The 20,517-nt window shown below is 72.1% G+C and carries 15 protein-coding genes; 8 read left to right on the forward strand and 7 right to left on the reverse strand.

The window, feature by feature from the left end; translation table 11 throughout:
• Positions 1–114: 114 nt before the first annotated feature.
• From HD593_RS42760 to HD593_RS42770, 3 genes are all read left to right on the forward strand, one after another.
• Complete coding sequence (locus tag HD593_RS42760) at positions 115–990, forward strand: PaaX family transcriptional regulator (protein ID WP_185108265.1); 876 nt, start codon at positions 115–117, stop codon at positions 988–990.
• A gap of 93 nt (positions 991–1,083) precedes the next feature.
• On the forward strand, positions 1,084–1,302 hold the full coding sequence (locus HD593_RS42765; RefSeq protein ID WP_185108267.1) for a hypothetical protein: 219 nt from the start codon (positions 1,084–1,086) through the stop codon (positions 1,300–1,302).
• A 205-nt stretch (positions 1,303–1,507) separates the two neighbouring features.
• The gene (locus HD593_RS42770) at positions 1,508–3,523 is read left to right on the forward strand and encodes an alpha-glucuronidase (RefSeq protein WP_185108269.1); all 2,016 of its coding nucleotides are present in this window, start codon (positions 1,508–1,510) and stop codon (positions 3,521–3,523) included.
• Here HD593_RS42770 and HD593_RS42775 read toward each other — a convergent pair.
• From HD593_RS42775 to HD593_RS42805, 7 genes are all read right to left on the reverse strand, one after another.
• Positions 3,517–4,206: a DUF624 domain-containing protein gene (locus HD593_RS42775; protein WP_185108271.1), complete on the reverse strand. Its 690-nt coding sequence runs from the start codon at positions 4,204–4,206 to the stop codon at positions 3,517–3,519. The two genes, HD593_RS42770 and HD593_RS42775, sit on opposite strands and share 7 nt — an antisense overlap.
• A 37-nt stretch (positions 4,207–4,243) precedes the next feature.
• A complete protein-coding gene (locus HD593_RS42780; RefSeq protein WP_185108273.1) occupies positions 4,244–5,755 on the reverse strand; it encodes a GH39 family glycosyl hydrolase in 1,512 nt (503 codons plus the stop codon).
• Positions 5,756–5,825: 70 nt separating this feature from the next.
• Positions 5,826–7,466 (reverse strand): ABC transporter substrate-binding protein, encoded by a 1,641-nt coding sequence (locus HD593_RS42785; protein ID WP_185108275.1) that lies wholly within the window; start codon positions 7,464–7,466, stop codon positions 5,826–5,828.
• Positions 7,467–7,506: 40 nt separating this feature from the next.
• Positions 7,507–8,385, reverse strand: coding sequence for a carbohydrate ABC transporter permease (locus HD593_RS42790; protein ID WP_312904126.1), 879 nt, complete (start codon positions 8,383–8,385; stop codon positions 7,507–7,509).
• Entirely contained in the window at positions 8,382–9,368 is a 987-nt protein-coding gene (locus tag HD593_RS42795) for an ABC transporter permease (RefSeq protein WP_185108277.1), read from the reverse strand. Before HD593_RS42795 ends, HD593_RS42790 begins: the two co-directional genes overlap by 4 nt.
• The gene (locus HD593_RS42800; RefSeq protein ID WP_185108279.1) at positions 9,365–11,722 is read right to left on the reverse strand and encodes a beta-xylosidase/alpha-l-arabinosidase; all 2,358 of its coding nucleotides are present in this window, start codon (positions 11,720–11,722) and stop codon (positions 9,365–9,367) included. Before HD593_RS42800 ends, HD593_RS42795 begins: the two co-directional genes overlap by 4 nt.
• 371 nt (positions 11,723–12,093) lie before the next feature.
• Positions 12,094–15,951, reverse strand: coding sequence for an ATP-binding protein (locus HD593_RS42805; RefSeq protein ID WP_221525272.1), 3,858 nt, complete (start codon positions 15,949–15,951; stop codon positions 12,094–12,096).
• Positions 15,952–16,076: 125 nt separating this feature from the next.
• Between HD593_RS42805 and HD593_RS42815 the strand changes: the two genes are divergently transcribed.
• The 5 genes from HD593_RS42815 to HD593_RS42835 all read left to right on the forward strand — a co-directional run bounded on the left by HD593_RS42815 (position 16,077) and on the right by HD593_RS42835 (position 20,517).
• On the forward strand, positions 16,077–16,955 hold the full coding sequence (locus HD593_RS42815) for an alpha/beta fold hydrolase (RefSeq protein ID WP_185108281.1): 879 nt from the start codon (positions 16,077–16,079) through the stop codon (positions 16,953–16,955).
• Positions 16,956–17,025: 70 nt separating this feature from the next.
• Positions 17,026–17,817, forward strand: coding sequence for an ABC transporter ATP-binding protein (locus HD593_RS42820; RefSeq protein WP_185108283.1), 792 nt, complete (start codon positions 17,026–17,028; stop codon positions 17,815–17,817).
• Complete coding sequence (locus tag HD593_RS42825) at positions 17,814–18,668, forward strand: ABC transporter permease (protein ID WP_185108285.1); 855 nt, start codon at positions 17,814–17,816, stop codon at positions 18,666–18,668. Before HD593_RS42820 ends, HD593_RS42825 begins: the two co-directional genes overlap by 4 nt.
• Entirely contained in the window at positions 18,641–19,501 is an 861-nt protein-coding gene (locus HD593_RS42830) for an ABC transporter permease (protein WP_185108287.1), read from the forward strand. Before HD593_RS42825 ends, HD593_RS42830 begins: the two co-directional genes overlap by 28 nt.
• Positions 19,498–20,517 (forward strand): ABC transporter substrate-binding protein, encoded by a 1,020-nt coding sequence (locus HD593_RS42835; RefSeq protein ID WP_185108289.1) that lies wholly within the window; start codon positions 19,498–19,500, stop codon positions 20,515–20,517. The genes HD593_RS42830 and HD593_RS42835 overlap by 4 nt, the downstream gene beginning before the upstream one ends.

Raw genomic sequence — 20,517 nt, forward strand, 5'->3', positions numbered from 1 at the left:
CGCGGGCCGAGGTGACGATATGACAGGGATGTGACGGCGGTCAAAGGGTTCGTCAAATGACGGCGTTCTCCGAACACACCGCGATGACGCGGTTACCGCCCCTACAATCCCCACATGCGCTCTGACAGCCGGGTCACGCCGACGGTCAACAGCGGTGACCTGCCGGAGGCCGTTCCGTCCCGCCGGTTCGCCGCGGGCACGAGCGGTGTCCGGGGGCTGCTGATCACGCTGCTCGGCGGCTGCGTACGCTCTTCCGGCCAGGCCACGCCCACCTCGGCCTTCGTCGACGCGCTGGGCCGCTTCGGCGTCAAGGAGGACGCCTGCCGGCAGGCGCTGGCCCGCGCCACCGCGGACGGCTGGCTCTGCCCGAGCCGCGAGGGGCGGTACACGTGGTGGCGCCTCAGCCCCGCCTTCGAGCAGTTCCTGCGGCTGGGCGCCGAACGCATCCTCCGCTTCACCGCGACCCAGCCCGACTGGGACGGCCGCTGGCTGGTGGTCCTGGCGCGGGCCGCGGAGACGAACCGGCCGGGCCGGCACCTGCTGCGTACGCGGCTGCGGCGGGCGGGGTTCGGCAACCCGGCGCCGGGGACCTGGGTCACCACGCACACCGACCGGGCCGAGGAGGCCGAGCTGGTCCTGGACGAGGCCGGGGTCCGCGATGAGGCGCAGATCTTCGTCGCGGAGCACCTGTCGGGCGGCGAGGCGTCGGCCCTGGTCCGCCAGGCGTGGGACTTCGACGAGGTCGAGCGGGAGTACGAGGCGTTCCTCGCGGCGTTCACCCGCCCGTCCTTCGGCGACCCGCTGGTCCGGTTCACCCGGCTGGTGCACGACTGGCGCCATCTCGCGCTCATCGACCCCGAGCTGCCCGCGGAGCTCCTACCGGCCGGCTGGCGGGGCGCGCGAGCCGCGCGGCTCTTCCGCGAACGGCACGCGCGGTGGACACCGGCCGCGTTGCGCGAATGGGATCGGATCAGCGCGCGGACGCGATGAAATCCGGGGTTTGCGCGGCGGATGACTATCTTTCCCGGCATCCGGTCAGCAATAATCTTGAGCGCCATGATCCGGTGCGTCGCAGGAGGATTGATGCGCAAGGCACGCGCGGTTCTCGTCTCGGCCGTTCTGGCCACCGGAATGTCGTTGTCGATCGGCGCCGCCCCGGCGCACGCCGAGACACTGAACGGCATCTACCGGGAATACTCGGAATGTCAGCGAGTCGGCAGCTACGGTGATGACCAAGGCTGGTGGGACGGCTGGCGCTGCGAGTGGAAGAGCCAGTATTACTACTACTTCCTCTACGCGTGACTCCGTGAAACGGGCGCGCCCCCCGGCACCTGAGGGCCGGGCCAGGGGGCGCGCCGGCACGGCTCCTCGAACAGGCTCGGGGCGGTGCTGGGCGGTTCACCGGGAACCGATAGATTTTGGTGCATAACCGCTGCGTGCGCGCATCTCCGCCGCCGCGCGTGACCGGGCGGCGTCCCCCGCCCGCGCACCGATCTAAGGAGCCCCCTTGACCGTTCCCCATGTGCCCGGCGTGCATCCGGCCTGGCTGCCTCCCGAGGCCTTCCGCGCCGCCGGCGCGCGCCGCGTGCTCGTGCTCGGCGACGACTCGGCGCTCGCCGCGACCGTGCGGGCCGAGGTGGCCGACGCCTGCGAGCGGCACGGCGGCGCCGTGGCCGCGCCGGGCGAGGCGTGCGACCTCGTGCTCGCCCTGTCCTCGGCCGGCGACCTGCCACCCGCCGTGCGGGCGTTGCGGGAGCCGGAGCCCGGCGCCGAGGGGTTCGTGCTGGGCCGGGCGGACGGCGTCACGGCGGTGCTCGCCGACGACCCCGCGGGCTTGTTGTACGGCTGGTTCGAGGTGGCCAGGCTCGGCGAGGCGGCGTTCGGCGAGGCGCGCCCGGCCACGGCGCACCGCCCCGCGCTGCGCAGGCGCATGCTGGACCACTGGGACAACATCGACGTGCACCCGGTGATGGGCCAGGTCGAGCGCGGCTACTCGGGCGGTTCGATCTTCTGGCGGGACGGCGCGCTGCGGGCGGACCTCACCCGGGTACGCGCGTACGGCCGGCTGCTCGCCGCGACCGGCGTCAACGCGGTCGCGATCAACAACGTGAACGTGCACACCGCCGAGGCCCACCTGCTGACCGACCGGCTCGGCGAGGTCGCCGCCATCGCGGCCGAGCTGCGCCCGTACGGCATCAGCGTGCACCTGTCGGTCAGCTTCGCCTCCCCGATCGTGCTCGGCGGCCTGGACAGCGCCGACCCGCTGGACGAGTCCGTGCGCGAGTGGTGGGCCCGCACGACCGAGCGGGTCTACGAGACGATCCCCGACTTCGGCGGGTACGTGGTCAAGGCCGACTCGGAGGGCCAGCCGGGACCGTTCGCGTACGGGCGCAGCCACGCCGACGGCGCGAACATGCTGGCCGACGCCCTGGCCCCGCACGGCGGCGTGGTGTACTGGCGCGCCTTCGTCTACAACCACCGCCAGGACTGGCGCGACCGCACCACCGACCGCGCCCGCGCGGCCCACGACCATTTCGCCCCGCTGGACGGCCGGTTCAGGGAGAACGCGATCCTCCAGGTCAAGTACGGCCCCATGGACTTCCAGACGCGCGAGCCGATCTCCCCCGTGATCGGCGCCATGCCGGCCACCAGGCTCGCGGTGGAGCTGCAGGTGACCCAGGAGTACACCGGCCAGCAGCGGCACGTGTGCTACCTCGGCCCGATGTGGAGCGAGGTGCTCGGGTTCCGCTTCCGGGGGCCGGGCGAGCCCACGGTCGCCGAGGTGGCGGCCGGCGGCGGCCTGGTGGCGGTCTCCAACGTGGGCGACGACCCGTACTGGACGGGCCACCCGCTGGCCCAGGCCAACCTGTACGCGTTCGGCCGGCTCGCCTGGTCCCCCGAGCTCGGCCCGGCGGCGATCCTGGACGAGTGGATCGGCCTGACGTTCCCCGGCGGGGGCGAGCTGGTGCGCGGCACGCTGCACGAGATGATGGACGGCTCCTGGGAGACCTACGAGCGGTACACCGCGCCGCTCGGCGTCGGCTTCATGGTCCGCCCCGGCCACCACTACGGCCCGGACGTGGACGGGTACGAGTACACGCCGTGGGGCACCTACCACTTCGCCGACCGCGACGGCGTCGGCGTGGACCGCACCCGCGCCACCGGCACCGGCTACACCGGCCAGTACCCGGAGCCGTGGTCGCAGGTGTACGAGTCGCTCGCCGAGTGCCCCGACGAGCTGCTGCTCTTCTTCCACCACGTGCCGTACGAGCACGTGCTGCGCAGCGGCGTCACGGTCGTCCAGCACATCTACGACACCCACTTCGCGGGCGCCGAGGAGGCGGCCGGGATCCGGCTGGCGTGGGAGAAGCTGGCGGGCTCCGTGGACCCCGCGCTGTACGCGCGGGTCCAGGAGCGGCTCGACGAGCAGGTCCGGTGCGCGGAGGAGTGGCGCGACCAGGTCAACGCCTACTTCCTGCGCAAGTCGGGGGTGCCGGACGCCCGCGGCAGGCGCATCTACTGACGCGTGAAGCGCTGCTGGACCTCGGTGACCATCGCGCGGCTGTTCCACAGGAGCGTCGCCGTGAGCACCGAGGCCAGCAGCGCCAGCGCCGCCTCCGTGGCGACGACCGTGACGCCGCCGGCCACGATGAGCAGGCACGCGTTGGCCAGGGTGGCGCCGGGGAAGCGGCCCAGCGAGTACGCCGCCAGCTTGGCCACGTCCACCGCCCTGAACGCGAACAGCGAGGTGATGACCAGGGCGTTGGCCACCCACAGCGTGGCGCCCGCCGCCAGGACGACCAGCAGCGCCGCCCACCAGCCCGGCACCCCGGCGGCCGAGAAGTTGCCCAGGTTCGTCCCGACCAGGGCCAGCACCACCAGCCAGGGGACCCAGATCTTCATGGCGGCGCCGAAGTTGAGCCGGTAACCGCGCCAGAACGCCGACGCCGGGCGCAGCTCGGTCAGCTCCCTGCCGCGGTGGCGCAGCGCGTACAGGGCGGCGGACAGTGCCGGGCCGGCGGGCAGCAGGCAGGCGGCCATCAGCGGCACGTTGCCGGCGGAGCGGTCGAGCAGGACGAGCACCACCAGCCCGGGCACCGCGGTGAGCAGCACGAGCAGTTCGACGACCAGCAGGGTGTAGATCAGAGCGGAGACCCGCGAGAGCGGGCCGGTGCCGAACTTCCGTGAGGCCGTCACGTCGCTCATCGCGTGCCCCTCTCCTGGTGTCCCGGGCCGTCGCCGGTCACGTGCCCTCCGCCAGGCCGAGCAGCCGGCGGTCGTCCCACCACGGCGGGGTCTCGTCCGCCACCGGGGTGAGCTCGACGAGGGTGACCTCGTGGCGGTCGAGCGTCAGGTCGAGCTCGGCCGTCCCGCCGGTGACCGGCAGGCTCCGGTGGCGGCGGACCGGTTCCGCCGCTTCCCGGAGGATATCGAGCTGCTTGGGGTGGGGTGACCGGGGACGCCCCATTTCGGACCAGGCCGTCCACGCGTTGCCCAGCTCCTCGCTCACCGACGAGCGCAGCATGAAGACGGAGTCCCCCGGCATCGGGACCGCCAGCCGCACGGTGTGCCCCGCCACCGCCGGGCCGCCCGTGACGTCCACCGGAGCCCACGCCAGCACGGTGACCCGGCCGGTGGAGTCCCTGGTCACGAGGTGGTCCTCGCCCCTGGTCAGGACCTGGTCGCCCATGCGGGCCATGAACGCGTACAGGTGGTAGGTGGGCTTCTTGATCTGCCGGTGGGTCAAGAGGCCGAAGCCGCCGTGGAAGATCGAGGTCGGGATCCCGACCTCCTCGAACATGTCGCTGAACGTCCAGTACGAGAAGGAGTCCACCAGGTCGCCGCCCGCGGCCAGGACGGGGGCCAGGTAGGCGGCGTTGAAGGCCGTGTCGTGGATCGGGTTGTCGGGGCGGTAGGAGGAGTTGAACTCGGTGATGTGCACCGGCAGGTCCGCCAGCGGGCCGCCCGCGAGCTGGCGGCGCGTGGTGGCGAACTGCTCCAGCAGGCCGGAGGCGGGCGCCATCGTCTGGTACACGCCGAACGGCACGTGCTGGGCCGGGCCCGAGGTGTAGGCGTGGCGGCTGAGGAAGTCCACCGGCACGTCGCGGGCGGTGACGAAGTCGGCGAAACGCGGCATCCACTCGTCGGAGCCGGGCGAGATGGACGGGCCGCCGACCTGGAGCGACGCGTCCACGTCCTTGATCGTGCGGGCGGTGATCTCGTACAGGCGGTGGTAGGCGGCCTCGTCGGCGCCCTGCCAGAACTGCTCGAGGTTGGGCTCGTTCCAGACCTCGATCGGCCAGCGGCGCACCCGGTCGAGGCCGTAGCGGTCGATCAGGTGGGTGAGGGTGGCCCTGACCAGCTCGGCCCACTCCTGCCACGAGCTGGGCGGGGTGACGTTGCCGCGCCACCAGAACACGGTCTGCTCGCCCGAGGCCAGGCCCGACGGCATGAAGCCCAGCTCCAGGAAGGGCTCGATGCCCAGCTCCAGGTAGGCGTCGAGGACCTGGTCCAGGTACGTGAACGAGTGCCGGACGTGCCGCTCGCCGCCGTACTCGTAGGGGCGGTGCACGCCGGCGCCGTCGCTGAACAGGCCGTGGCCGCGGATGTACCGGAAGCCGATCTCCCGCTGGGCGAGCGCCAGCGAGTCCTGGTAGTCGCGCCGCAGCGCGAGGTCGAAGCGTCCGGTGCCGACGCAGAAGCGCCAGGCGTCGGACAGCCGCCCGGAGGGCTCGCCGGGGACGAGGTTGCGCATGGATCAGTCCTTGGAAAGAGGTCGGCCGGGCCGCCCCCGGCAGGAGGGGACGGCCCGGCCTGAGGGGGAATCAGCCGCCGTGCGCCTTCTTGAACCGCTCGTAGGCGCCGTTCACGAGGGTGACGTACTGGGTGGAGTTCTTGGCCTCCAGCTCCTTGACGTAGGCGTCCCACTCGCTCAGGTCGCGCTCGCCGAGGATGAACTTGAGGGTGTTCTGGGTGACGTGGTCCTTCAGCGGCGTCTCCCAGAGCGAGACCTGCTCGCGCTCCTCCTCGCTGAGCGGCGCGGCCGGCTCGACGGGCCACGTCTTCCTGGCGTTCATCACGTTCTGGAACTCCATCTCCTCGTCCGAGAACGTGGACTGGAGCAGCTTGGTGGGGCCGCCGTAGGCGAACACGCCGTTGCCGAAGCCGAAGTCCTTCTGCAGGTGCTTCGGCGCGCCGGGGTTGAGGCCGACGTAGTCGACGTCGTCGGCCAGCTTGTACTTGTCGCCTTCCTTGGTGAACGTCGTGCCCTCGACGCCCCACTTGGCGAACTCCAGGCCCTCGTCGGAGTACCAGAGCCAGTCGATGAACTGCATCATGGCGACGAAGTTCTTGTTCTCCAGGGCCTTCTTGGAGATCATGATGCCGTTCTCCAGGCGGGTGGCGACCTTGTAGTCGCCCGCCGGGCCGGTCGGCACCGGGATCTTGACGATCTTGGCGTCCTTGTTGTTCTCGGTCAGCGGGCCCCGGTAGTCGTTGATCAGCACCTGCGCGTTCGTGCTGATCACGAAGGACTTGCCGGAGATGAACTTCTGCTTGGCGGCCTCGTCCTGCTGGGTGAAGCTCTCGGGGTCGAGCAGCTTCTCCTTCACCAGCTTGTTCAGGTACTCGATCGCCTGCTTGTACTGCGGCATGGCGCCGGTGTAGACGAACTTGCCCTGGGCGGCGTCGAACACCGCGTGCTGGTACTCCCAGCCGCCCTTGGTGCCGTACGCCTGCGCGATGAGCTTGATCAGGTTGCCGCCGGGCGTGGGCACGCCCCAGCGGTCGGTCATCGGGTAGAGGTCGGGGTACTCGGCCTTCATCGCCTTGAGCATGTTGTAGAAGTCGTCCAGCGTCTTGGGGACTTCCAGCTTCAGCTTCTCGAGGATGTCGGTGCGCACCGCGAAGGAGTAGTCGGCCCAGGCGGCCTCGTGCAGGCCGGGCAGCAGGTAGATCTTGCCGTCCGTCTGCATGATCGAGTTCAGCTCCGGCTGGAGCTGCCACTTGGCGACCTTGTCCTGGAAGTTGGGCATCAGGTTGAAGTAGTCGCTGACCGGGAGGATCGCGCCGGACGAGACGAACGCCTCCTCCTGCGGGTGGTAGGTCTTCGGGATGATCAGCGGGGCGTCGCCTGCGGCGATGAGCAGGCCGCGCTTCTTCTCGTAGTCGCTGAGCGGCACCTCGACCGGCTTGAGCGTGACGTTCGTGCGCTTGGTCAGCTCCGACCAGAACAGCCAGTCGGGCTTGTTCGGGTAGAACGAGTGGTTGTTGTAGAGCACGTCGAACGAGAGCGGCTCGGTGGCCTTGAACTGCTGGCCGACACCGTACGACGCCATCGAGCCGGCCTTGTTGGCCGCGTCCGTGGCCTTGGCCGGGGTCTCGCTGTCGCTGCCGCAGGCGGTCAGGGCGAGGCCGGCGAAGGCGCTGAGGCCGAGGATCGCCTGACGCCGCGAGATTGCGCGCATGGGGGGATTCCTTTCTGGGGGTTGTGAGGCGTCGGGAGGGTCAGCCCTTGACCGCGCCGAGCATGACGCCGGAGACGAAGAAGCGCTGGACGAACGGGTAGACGACCAGGATCGGCAGGACGGTGAGCACGATCGTCACCGACTGGATGTTGGCCCCGATCTGCGTCACCTCGGCGGCCGCAGCGCCGTAGGAGTCCGCGCCGGTCGCGCCGGCGATGAGGTTGCGCAAGTAGACCGTCACGGGGAACAGGTCAGAACGGTCCATGTACAGGAACGCCCCGAACCAGGAGTTCCAGAACGAGACCGCATAGAAAAGGATCATCGTGGCGATGACCGCCTTCGACAGCGGCAGCACGATCCGCCACAGGATGCCGTAGGTGTTCAGGCCGTCGATGGCGGCGGCCTCCTCCAGGTCCTGCGGAAGGCTCTCGAAGAACGCCTTCATGACCAGGAGGTTGAACACGCTGATGGCGTTGGGCAGGACGATCGCCCAGATCGAGTTCTTCATCCCGAGACTGGTGATCAGCACGTAGTTCGGGATCAGGCCGCCGGAGAAGAACATGGTGAAGACCGCGACGCCGACGAGGAACTTGCGGCCCTTGAGGTGCTTCTTGGACAGCACGTACGCGTAGGACGTCGTCATCACCATCGCGATGATCGTCGCGACGACCGTATAGATGACCGTGTTGCGGTAGTTCGTCCAGAAGATCGGATCGGATGCGACGATCTGGTACGTCGTCAGGTTGAACCCCTTGGGAATGAGGTTCACCTCGCCCGCGCTGATGGCCGTCTGGGAGCTGAACGAGCGGGCCAGGATGTTGACGAACGGGTAGAGCGTCACCACCACAACCAGCGTCAGGACGATGCCGTTGAACCACTGGAAGACGCGGTAGCCCCGGGTCATGTCATGCGTTGTCACCACAGGCTCGTCCCAACTGTGCGGCGGGAGATCACATTGGCCGAGAGGATCAGCACCAGGCCGACCAGCGCCTCGAACAGGCCGATCGCGGCGGCGTAGCTGAAGTTGCTCGCCTCCAGGCCCATCCGGTACACGTACGTCGAGATCACGTCGGCGGTCGGGTACGTCAGCGGGTTGTACAGCAGGAAGACCTTCTCGAAGCCCACCGCCATGAACGTGCCGATGTTGAGGATCAGCAGCGTGACCGCCGTGGGCCGGATGCCCGGCAGCGTCACGTGCCAGATCTGCCGCCACCGGCCGGCGCCGTCCATCCTCGCGGCCTCGTAGAGCTGGTCGTCGATGGTGGTCAGCGCGGCGAGGTAGAGGATCGTGCCCCAGCCGACGGTCTGCCAGACCTCCGAGCCGACGTAGATCGTCCGGAACCAGTCCGGGTCCTGGATGAACGAGATCTTCTCGCTGCCGATGTAGCCCAGGAACGCGTTGATCGGCCCGTCGATCGAGGTGATCTGCATGACGAGACCGGCCACGATGACGATCGACAGGAAGTGCGGCAGGTACGTCACCGACTGCAGGAACCGCTGGAGCGCGCGCCGCCGTACCTCGTTGAGCAGCAGGGCCAGCACGATCGGCAGCGGGAAGCAGAAGAGCAGGGTCAGCCCGCCGAGGATCAGCGTGTTGGTGAACACGTTCCAGAACGTGGGGTCGTTCAGGAACAGCTTCACGTAGCGCAGGCCCACCCACTCTTCACCGAAGAGGTTGCCGCCGGGCTCGAACTTCCTGAAGGCGATGACGTTGCCGATCATCGGCGCGTACCGGAAGATCAGGAAGAACAGCAGCGGCAGGACGGCCAGCGAGTAGAGCTGCCAGTCGCGGCGCAGCGCGCGGCCCCAGGAGCTGCCGCCCTTGCGCCGATGGCTCTTCGGGGCGGGCTCTGGTTCGGGCTCGCGTGCCGTGCCGACAGTCAGCGTCTCGGATGTGCTCATCCTCGGCCCTCCGGGGGGTTGCGGTCGATGTGCGCCGGCGCCAGGAGGTGCCGCCCGTGGCCGACCTCGCGCTCGGGGCCGGTCAGGCGCAGCGGCAGGGTCGCCACGGCGTCCGCGCACGAGCGGCCGAGGCGCAGCTCGACGTCGCCCGGCTCGACGACGCGGCGGCCGTTCGCCCCGGTGAACGACGTGACGTCGGCCGGGACGGTGAAGGTGACCCGCGCGGACTCGCCCGGCTCCAGCGGGACGCGGGCGTAGCCGATCAGGCGGACCACCGGCCTGGTCGTCTGCGCGACCGGGTCGTGCAGGTAGAGCTGCACGACCTCCGCGCCGCCGCGCTCCCCCGTGTTGCGGACCGTGACCGCGGCGGTCACCTCGCCGTCCACCGCCCACTCGGCCGCGCCGGCGCTCGCGTCGCTCCACTCGTAGGTGGTGTAGCTCAGGCCGTGCCCGAACGGGTACGCGGGCGTCGGGTCCACCGACGACACCTCGGAGCGGCGGCCCAGCGGCGGGGCCAGGTACGTCGCAGGCAAGCCGCCCGCGTCGCGCGGCACGCTGACGGGCAGGCGGCCGGTCGGGTTCACGGCGCCGGTCAGCACCTCGGCCAGGGCCTGGCCGCCGCGCTGGCCGGGGAAGAACCCGTACAGCACGGCCTTGGCCGCGGCCACCTCGTCGCCCAGCGCGTACGGGCGGCCGGCCAGCAGCACCAGCACGACCGGGGTGCCGGTCGCGAGCACGGCCTGCACCAGGTCGGCCTGCACGCCGGGCAGGCGCAGGTCGGTGGCGTCGCAGCCCTCGCCGGAGGTGCCGCGCCCGAACAGCCCGGCCCGGTCGCCGACGGCCAGCACGACCACGTCGCTGCTCGCCGCCAGCTCGACCGCCTCGGCGAAGCCGCCGGTGTCGGCGCCGGTGATCGCGCAGCCCCGGGCGTGGGCGAGGCCGGGGACCAGCGCGGCGAGCGACTCGCGCAGCGTCGGCAGTTCGAGCCCGAGTCCCTGCTCGGGGTGCGGGCCCACGTGGTTGGGGAAGGCGTAGCAGCCCAGCATCGCCATCGGGTCGTCGGCGACGGGGCCGATGAGCGCCACCTTCGCGGCGGGGTTCAGCGGGAGGGCGGCGTCGTCGTTGCGCAGCAGGACGATCGCCTCGCGGGCCAGCCGCAGGGCCAGCTCCCGGCTCTCCTCGTCGTCGAGCCGCACGTCCTCGGCCGGGCCGGGCAGCGGCTGCCAGCCCTCGTCGAGCAGGCCCTGCTCGGCCTTCTGGACGAGCACGCGGCGCAGCGCGCGGTCGATCAGCGCCTCGTCAACAGACCCGGCCTTGACCGCGTCGACCAGCGGCGCGCCGAACGTGTCCACCGTGGGCAGCTCGACGTCGATCCCGGCCTTCAGCGCCAGCCCGGCGGCCTGACCGCCGTCGGCGGCGACCTTGTGCAGGCGCTCCAGGAACCGGACCGAGAAGTAGTCGGCGACCACGGTGCCCTCGAAGCCCCACTCGTCGCGCAGCAGCCCGGTCAGGATGCTCTCGTCGGCCGCCACCGGCATGCCGTCGATCTCGGCGTAGGAGTTCATGACGGAGCGGGCGCCGCCCAGGCGCAGCGCCATCTCGAACGGCGGCAGCAGCACGTCCGCCAGCTCCCGCGGGCCCATCGCGACCGGCGCCAGGTTGCGGCCGCCGCGCGAGTTGGAGTAGCCGGCGAAGTGCTTGAGCGTGGCGACGATGCCGGCGCCCTCCAGGCCGCGCACGTACGCGGCGCCGAGCGTGCCGACGAGGTACGGGTCCTCGCCGATCGTCTCCTCGGTACGGCCCCAGCGGTAGTCCCTGGTCACGTCCACCACCGGGGCCAGGCCCTGGTGGATGCCCGCGCGGCGCATGGACCTGCCGATCTGCGCCGCGACCTGCTCCACCAGCTCGGGGTCGAAGGAGGCGCCCCAGCTCAGCGGCGCCGGGTACACCGTCGCCCGCCAGGCCGCGAAGCCCGTCAGGCACTCCTCGTGCACCTGCGCCGGGATCCCGAACCGGCTGGCCCTGACGATCTCGGCCTGCGAGGCGGCCAGCGAGCGGGCCCCCGCGACCGGGTCGACCGGCGCCGTCCCGAACGGGCGCGTGAGCTGGCCCAGGCCCTGCCGGATGGCGTCGTCCCACTCGGGGCCCGCGCCCATGTCCGTCTGGTGCGGAGCGACGCCGCCCCCCGATGCGTCGGCACCGACCCACACCCCGACGAGCTGGGCGATCTTCTCCTCGAGGGTCATGAGCGGGATGAGCGCGTCGGCCCGCTCGGCGGGTGTCAGCCGGGCGTCGCGCCACGGCTCGCTCTCGCCGGACGCCGAGCGCGTGTCGATTGGTTCCTGGCCCCTCATGCCATCCCTTCGGCCATGACGGCGCCGTCCGCGGCCAGAGCGGGGGGTGTTACGCGGGGTGACGCCGAAACTTTCAAGCAGATCTCTTTAATATTGCGGCAACATAAGGGGACCATTGAATCGTGTCAAGAGTGGGGCCAACCTGCTATGTTGCAGATCCCGCCCGCGAACGGTCCGCGCTCGTCACGGGCTCGTTCGGGTCTGGCGGGGCGACAAATTTCCCGAAACTTTCGGAAACATGGGTGAGGCGCCGTCATGAGGGGCATCGCGTCGAGCGGCCGGCATCGGCCGGCTCCGGCGTCCCGCGTCGACATGCAGACTACAGGTCTGGGTTGTGCGTGCCTGTTGCGGGTGGTATGTCGCTTTCCTGGTTATGCGGAACGGCCCTCGTCGGGGAGGGCGTCCCGGCCGCGGCGGGCGGCCTCGGCCCAGTGCGGCGACCCGGCCTTGCGGGCCAGCGCCTCGGCCTGGCGGAAGTGCTCGGCGGCGCGGCTGTGCCGTCCCAGGGCGGTGGCCAGACGGCCGAGGTACTGGGCGACGGGGCCCAGGGTGAGCAGGCCACTTCCCGCACCGGCCAGCTCTCCCTCCGCGGGGAGCAGGCGGTCGTAGAGGCGTTCCATCGTCGGGCGGTCGGCCGTCGCGATCGCGGTCATGGCGTGGAGGCACGTCCTCGCCTCGAACAGCAGGTCGCGCGGGGAGTCGGGGATCGCGCCGGCCTCCGCGTGACGTCCTTGGGCGAGCAGGGCCAGAGGGCGGACCCAGCTTCCGTACGGCCCCCAATCAGCATCCACCGGCTGTTGCCCGTCGCCATCACCCAGCTCCAGGCACAGCAGGGCGAGTGGCAGCAGGCCGGCCTCCACACCGGGCATCCCGGTGCCGCCGAGCCGGGCCGCGGCCGCGCGGTACGCCGAGCGGGCCGCGTCCTTGCCGCCGTCGCCCGTGATGGTGCGGCGGAGGGCCGCGTACCAGGTGGTGAACACGCCGACCAGCGGGAGGTCGTACCGCTCCGCCAGCCGGTCGGCCGCTGCCGCGTGCCGGTCGGCGGCCTCCAGGTCGGCGAGCGCGGCCGCGGACTGGACCAGGATCAGCCGCCCCAGCACCTCGAACGTCACCAGCCCGTCGTGCCCGGCGGCCAGCCCGACGAGCTCCTCCCCGATCGCGGCCCGCTCGGGCGCGAGCCCGGCCCGCTGGAACGTCTGCATGTACCGGCCGTTGAGCGCGTAGGCGAGCAGGGTGCGGTCGCCCAGGCGGCGGGCGATGCCCTCGGCCTCCCGCGCCGCCTGATCACCGCGCGGGCCGGGGTCGGCGCGCCGTTCCATGGCGATGGTGATCAGGAGCCGGGCGCGCTCGGCGTCGTATCCGCCTGGAGGCAGGGCGGCCGGCGTGCGGCTGCTGTCGTGCCTGCCTGGAGGCAGGGCGGCCAGGGTGCGCTCGGCGGCGGCGACGAGGCGGGCGGACAGGGCGGGGTCGTCGTTGGCGGTCCAGATGGCGGGCACGTCGAACGAGCCGATCACCCCGGCCGTCACCACCGGGTCCCCGAGCGCCTCCGCCGCGTCCACCGCCTCGGCCCGGTACCGCCGCGACTCGTGCAGCTCCCCGATCACCGCCAACGCCCTGACCAGCCCCATGACGGCCTCCAGCCGCCTATCCGCCCCGCCACCACCGCCGACCGGTCCGTGACCGAGCGCGTCACAGCCCATCGCATCGCGGCCCATCAGGTCGTGACCGAGCGGGCCGGGATCGCCCGGGCCGGGGGTGGTCGTGATGGGGCCGGGCGAGGCATGGCCGTCGGACGAGGGTGGGCCGGGCGTGTGGTCGAGGGCCGTGAGGGTGGCGCGCCACAGCCGGGCCGCCTCGTGCGGGGCGGACCTGGCCTCCGCGCGCCGGGCCGCCGCCCGCGTGTAGTGGGCGGTGCGGGTGGCGCCGGCCCGGCCTTCCGCGCGCATGCAGTGGTAGGCGATGGTCTCCACGTCGCCGGGACGGATCCGTTCGACGAGCTCGGACGCCCTGGCGTGCCAGCGGACGCGGCGGGCCCGCGTGACGTCGTCGTAGAGCGTCTCGTGCACCAGCGCGTGCGCGAACCGCAGCCGGTCGGCGTCCTGCTCGACCAGGAACCCCGCCAGCAGGGCCGACTCCACCGACTCCAGCACCTGTTCCTCGTCGCCGGCCAGCGAGATCAGCACGTCGAGCTCGACTTCCTGGCCGAGGACGGCGGCCTGCCGCAGGTGCGTACGCGCCGTCTCCGTGAGGCCCGCCAGGCGGTGGCGGATGACGTCCCGGACCCCGGCGGGAACGGTGGCGTGCAGGGCGGCGTCGCCCTCGCTCTCCCACAGGCGGGTGAGCTCCCTGACGAAGAACGGGTTGCCCGCGCTGCGCGTGTGGATCGTACGGGCGTCGCCGTCGCTCGTCGTGCGGCCGGTGATGGCCTGGACCAGCTCGCGGACCTGGGGCTGGGTGAGGCCGCCCAGGTAGACGCGGGCCGGCTCGGCGCGAGCCGCCCTGCCCAGCGCCTCCGCCAGGCCGGCTGAGATCTCGGTGGAGCGGTAGGTGCCGAGGATGAGCACGGGTGCCGCGCCCAGGCCGGTGGCCAGCGTGGTGAGCAGGGCCAGGGTCTCCTCGTCCGCCCAGTGGAGGTCGTCGAAGACCAGGAGGAGCGGGGCGCGCTCGGCGACGGCGGCCAGGTAGGCGGCGATGGCGTGGTGGCGCTTGAAGCGGGTGGCGAGCGACCCGTCCCCGCCGGCCTCATCAGGCTCATCGACGCCCGCGTGCCCTACCGACGACGCGTGCCCTACCGACGACGCGTGCCCTACCGACGACGCGTGCCCTACCGACGACGCGGGCCCGACCGACGACGCGGGCCCGACCGACGACGTGCGGTCGGCTGTAGGCGCCTGGCCGCCCGGCGACGCCTGCCCGGCCGTGGCGAGGCGCTCGCGGATCTGGGTCCAGGGCCAGGCCGAGGGGGCGCCTTGCAGTTCCGGGCTGGCGCCCCAGGCGGCGGTCCAGCCGTTGGCTTCCAGGCGGCGGGCCAGCGTCCCGGCCAGCGCCGTCTTGCCTGCGCCCGCCGCACCGGACACCAGCACCAGCCGCGCCCGCCCCGCCGTCGTGACGTCCGCCGCCACCCCTTCCAGCTCGGCCAGCTCGGCGGCCCGCCCCACGAACGGGTGCTCACCGAACACCGCCTCCCCTGCCCGACCGGTGGGAAGGGCGACCGGGCGGCCGGACGGCGGCCCCGCCACGTGACCGGACGGTGAGGCCGGCGGGCCGGTGTTCGTGGACGCCGACGAGTAGCCCGCCCAAGGCGAAGGTCCGCCGCCGAACGAGCGGCTGCCTTGAGGCGCGGAGCCGCCTCCAGGCGCGGGACCGCCTTCCGGCGCGGGACCGGCTTCGGGCGCGGGCGGGAAGCCGTCCCCGGGCGAGGGCACAGCGGACGGCGCGGTGGACGGCAGGTGCGGGGGTGGGGTGGGGATGAGGTGCGGGGCGTGGGTGAGGATGTCGGATTCGAGGCGCCGCAGCCCCTCCCCCGGATCCACCCCCAGCTCCCGCCGCAACACCCCCCTGGCCCGCCGCAGCTGCCCCAGCGCATCCCCCTGCCGCCCCGCCCGGTACAACGCGAGCGCCAGCAACCGCCACCCGTCCTCGCGCAGCGGATGCCCCGCGACGTGCGCCTCCAGATCGGGCACCGACTCGGCCGCGAGCCCGCGGGCCAGAGCCGCCTCGGCGCGGCGTTCGACGGCGAGCAGGCGCAGCTCGTCCAGGCGGGCGGCCTCGCCCCGCGCCCAGTCCAGCTCGGCGAACTCGGCGTACGCGGGCCCCCGCCACAGCCCCAGGGCGGTGTCCAGCAGGGTGTGGGCCTGGCCGGCGGCGCCGTCGGCGAGCAGGCGGGAGGCGTCCGTGACCGCGGCTTCGAAGCGCCAGGCGTCCACCGCCCCGGGCTCGGCGCGCAGCGCGTAGCCGGGCGGGGAGGTGACGAGGATGCGGGAGGGGGTGCGGGGCGGGCGGCCGGGTTCGAGTGCCTTCCTGAGTGCTCCGACGAAGGTCTGCACGGCGCCGAGCGCGCCTTCCTGGGGCGACTCCCACAGGTCGCCGATCAGCCAGGACACCGGGACGACCCGCCCCCTGGCGACCAGCAGCCTGGCGAGGACGGCGCGGTGGCGCGGGCCCTTGAGCCGCACCGGGCCGTGCTCGTTCTCGGCCGTCAGCGGGCCGAGCACCCCGAAAGTCACCATCGCATCACCAAACCTATCCGCCCGTACGTGCTGCCTGGTCAGGCGGCTGAGCCGTCGCTGACCAGGCGCTGATCGCCCGGCGGCAGGGTGTGGGTGCCGGTAACCGAGAAGGAGAACCGAGAACCATGACACCGCAGATCACCGGATTCACCCAGCGCCGCGTCACCGTCGCCGACGGGGTGGCGCTCAACGTCGCCGTAGGCGGCTCGGGCAGCCCCGTCGTGCTGCTGCACGGCTTCCCGCAGACCCACCTCATGTGGCGGCACGTCGCCGCCGACCTGGCCGCCGACCACACCGTCATCTGCCCGGACCTGCGCGGTTACGGCGACAGCGACAAGCCCGCCGACACCGACGGGCTGGCGTACTCCAAGCGCACGATGGCCGCCGACGTCGTCGCCCTGGCCAGAGCGCTGGGGCACGACCGCTTCGCGCTGGCCGGGCACGACCGGGGCGCGCTGGTCGCCGTCAGGGCGGGGCTCGACCACCCGGACGTCATCACGCACCTGGCCTCCCTGGACGTGCTCCCGACGCTGGACTCCTGGGAGGTGATGCAGGGCCGCTCGGCCGCCGTCGGGTTCCACCTGTACCTGATGGCCCAGCCGCCCGGCCTGCCGGAAGCCATGATCAGCGGGGCGGCGGACGCGTTCTTCGGGTACTTCCTCGACCTGTGGGCCAACGACCCGAACGCGATCCCGGCCGATGTGCGCGCCGCGTACCTGAAGGCGTCGCGCGAGGCCGTCCCGTCGATCGTGGCCGACTACCGGGCGACGGCGACAGTAGACGTGGAGCACGACGAAGCCGACCGCGAGGCGGGCAACAAGCTCACCATGCCGGTGACGGTGCTCCAGCAGGACTGGGGCGCGGCGCTCGGGTTCGACGCGGCCGGGAGGTGGCGGGCCTGGGCAGCGGATCTGGAGCACCGGACGGTGTCCTGCGGTCACTTCATGGCCGAGGAGGCTCCGGCGGAGGTGGTGAAGGCGCTGCGGGACCTCCTGGCCAGGTGAGCCGGCTGACACCTTGATCTCGCCGGTAGACGGTCTACCATCTTCGGTATCCGGTATGGAGCTGATAGGCATGGCAGATCAGGCAGCGGCCGTCCGCCTGGAGGCCGTCTACAAGGCGTTCGTCCCTCGGGGACGGTCCGCGCAGCCGCTGCTGGCCCTGGAGGACGTGAGCTTCGACGCGCGGCCCGGCGAGTTCGTCAGCCTGGTCGGCCCGTCAGGGTGCGGCAAGTCCACGGTGCTGAACCTCCTCGCCGGCCTGATCCAGCCGTCCGCCGGGCGGGTGGTGCACCACGGCAGGCCGGTGACCGGCATCAACACCGAGGTCGGCTACATCACCCAGGACGACAACCTGCTGCCGTGGCGCTCGATGCTGCGCAACGTCGAGTACGGCCTGGAGCTGCGCCGCGTCCCCAAGGCCGAGCGGCGCCGCAGGGCTCAGGAGTTCGTCGAGCTGGTCGGGCTCAAGGGTTTCGAGAACCACTACCCCCACGAGCTGTCCGGCGGCATGCGCAAGCGGGCCGGGATCGTGCGCACGCTCGCGTACGACAGCGACGTCGTCCTCATGGACGAGCCGTTCGGCCCGCTGGACGCGCAGACCCGGGTGATCCTCCAGGACGAGCTGCTCAAGCTGTGGGAGCTGAAGCGGCCGACGGTCCTGTTCGTCACCCACGACCTCGTCGAGGCCATCGCGCTGAGCGACCGGATCATCACGTTCACCTGCCGCCCCGGCCGCATCAAGCGGGAGTACGAGGTGCGGCTGCCCCGCCCCAGGGACGTCTTCCACATCCACGACGTCCCGCAGTTCAGGCAGCTCTACGACGCGCTGTGGGACGACATCCGCATGGAGATCGCGGCGACATGACGATCAGGGACGCCCGCGGGACCACGGAGCACGCCACGGCACAGGTGCTCGCGCGGGCCGCGGGCCGGTCCCGGGCGGCCGCCGCCAGGGAGCGGCTGCTGGTGCGGTCCGGGATCGTCCTGCTGGGGGTGGCGCTGCTGGTGCTCTGGGAGTTCGGGGCGCCGCTGGTCGTCGAGCGCCGTTACGTCAGCTCCCCGTCGGAGGTGGCGGCCCGCCTGGCCGAGCTCGTTCTCGACGGTGAGCTGTGGGGGCACATCGGGGTGACGCTGGGCGAGGCGGGCGCGGGCTACCTCATCGGCATCGCGGTGGGGCTGGCGGCGGCGCTGGTCCTGGTGGCGGTGCCGGTGCTGGACGAGATCGCGGGGCCGTTCCTGGCGGCGTTCTACTCGATCCCGAAGATCGCGCTGGCGCCCATGTTCATCATGTGGTTCGGGCTCGGGGTGCTGCCGAAGGTGCTGCTGGCGGCGTTGATGGTGTTCCTGATCGTGCTGGCCAACACCGTGGCGGGGGTGCGCGGCATCAGCCCGGGGCTGGTGGAGGTGTCGCGGGTGATGGGGGCGCGGGGAGCGAGGCTGGTGCGGACGGTCGTGCTGCCCGGCGCGGCGCCCGCCGTGGTGGCGAGCATCCGGCTGACGTTCTCGCGGGCCATGGTCGGCGCGATCCTCGGCGAGTTCATCGCGGCGGCCCAGGGGCTGGGCTTCCTCATCGTACGGTCGTCGCGCCAGTTCGAGACGGCGACCGTGTTCGCCGGGATCGTGGTGGTGGCCGTGCTGGTGATGCTGGTCAACGCGGTGATCAGGGCCGTGGAGTCACGGGCCCTGCCGTGGTGCGCGCAGAGGCCGCACGGATGAGCGCGGGCGAGCGGGTGCTCGGCGAGCAGGTGGCCAGGCATGCGCGCCGCCGCAGGGCCCGGCGGGCGGTCGTGTGGGCGGGCCGGATCGGGCTGGCGGCGGGAGCCGTCGCCGCCTGGGACCTCGCCTCCGGCACCCTCGTCCGGCCGTTCTTCGTCAGCACCCCGTCCGCCGTCGCGGAGCGGCTCGCCGAGTGGGCGGTCTCGGCGGACTTCTGGTTCCACGCGCGGTTCACGCTCACCTCGACCGCGCTCGGCTTCCTGGCGGGCGCACTGCTCGGGGTGCTGCTGGCCTGGCCGCTGGCGCTGCGCCGGGTGGCCTACCGGGTGGTGGAGCCGTACTTCCTCATCGCGTACTCGGTGCCGGCGGTGGCGCTCGGGCCGGTGTTCATCCTCTGGTTCGGCATCGGGCTGGCGCCCAAGATCGTGCTGGCCGCGTACTTCGTGTTCTTCGTCGTCTTCATCAACACCGTCGAGGGCATCAGGCAGGTGCCGCAGGGCCTGATCGACGTCACCCGCGTGCTGGGCGGCGACCGGTGGGTGACGATGCGGTCGGTGCTGCTGCCGGGCGCGTTGCCGTACGTGCTGGCGGCCTTCCGCGTCACGCTGCCCGCCGCGATGATCGGCGCGGTGGTGGGCGAGTTCATCGCCTCCAACCGCGGCATCGGCTACCTGACCAGGGCGGCGGCCGGGCGGTACCAGACCGCTGGGGTGATCGCGGGCACGATCGTGCTGGCCGCGATCGTCCTGCTCCTGTCGCTGGCCCTGCGTCCCCTGTCCCGCGTGCTGCGCTGGCGGCCGGAGGTCCGGCTGCGCGGTGAGGAGGTCTCATGAGAGCCCGATCAGGAACGGCCGCGGTGCTGCTCGCCGCGGTGGCCGGGTGCGGGGGCGCGGCGGAGCCGGCGCAGGAGGCGAAGAGGATCACGATCGCGTCCGCGCCGAACGTGTTCCTCTCCGCCCTGTACGTCGCCAAGGACGACGGCCTGTTCGCCAAGGAGGGGCTCACGGTCGAGATCGTGGAGGTGGAGAGCGGCAACGACAGCATCGCCGCGCTCGCCTCCGGCCAGGCCCAGTACGCCGACGTCGGCTTCGAGGACCTGGCCGAGCTGAGCAGGGCGGGCGACGACTCGGTGGTCATGGCGCACGACATACTCAACCGGGTGACGCTCACGCTGGTCATGCGCAAGGAGGTGGCCGAGCGCAAGAACGTCACCGCGGCCTCGCCGCTGCGCGACCGGCTGGGCGCGCTCCGGGGCCTCAAGATCGGCATCACCTCGCCGGGCTCCCCCACCGACACGTACATGCGCTACTACCTCGGCTCGGTCGGCCTGGACCCGGAGCGGGACGTGGAGCTGGTGCCGCTCGGCGGCGGGTCCGCGCTGCTGGCCGCGCTGGAGAAGGGCCAGATCGACGCCTACCACCTGTCGCCGCCGACCCCGTACGTGGCCGCGGAGAAGGGCTTCGGCGTGGTGCTCATCGACGGGCCCAAGGGCGAGGTGCCGGAGCTGGACAGGTTCGACTACACCGCCTGGGCCACCTCGCGCCAGTGGGCCGGGGAGAACGCCGGGACCGCGGCCGCCTTCAGCCGCGTGCTGGCGCAGGCGACCGTCAAGGTCAAGCAGCAGCCAGACGCGGTGGCCGCCCAGATCATGGACGACCTGGGCAGCAGCGACCAGGCGACGGTGCTGCGCACGGTCAAGGCGATGTCCTCCGCGCTGTCGGACCGGGGCTGCTTCGACCCGGCGGTCGTCCAGCGCACGCTCGATGTCATGCTCAGGCTGAAGATCCTGGAGGAGAAGGCGGACGCGGCCGAGGGCCGCCTCTGGACGAACGAGTACAACGGCTGCTGA

The sequence above is a fragment of the Nonomuraea rubra genome (genome assembly GCF_014207985.1).
In the GTDB taxonomy this organism is placed as follows: Bacteria; Actinomycetota; Actinomycetes; order Streptosporangiales; family Streptosporangiaceae; genus Nonomuraea; species Nonomuraea rubra.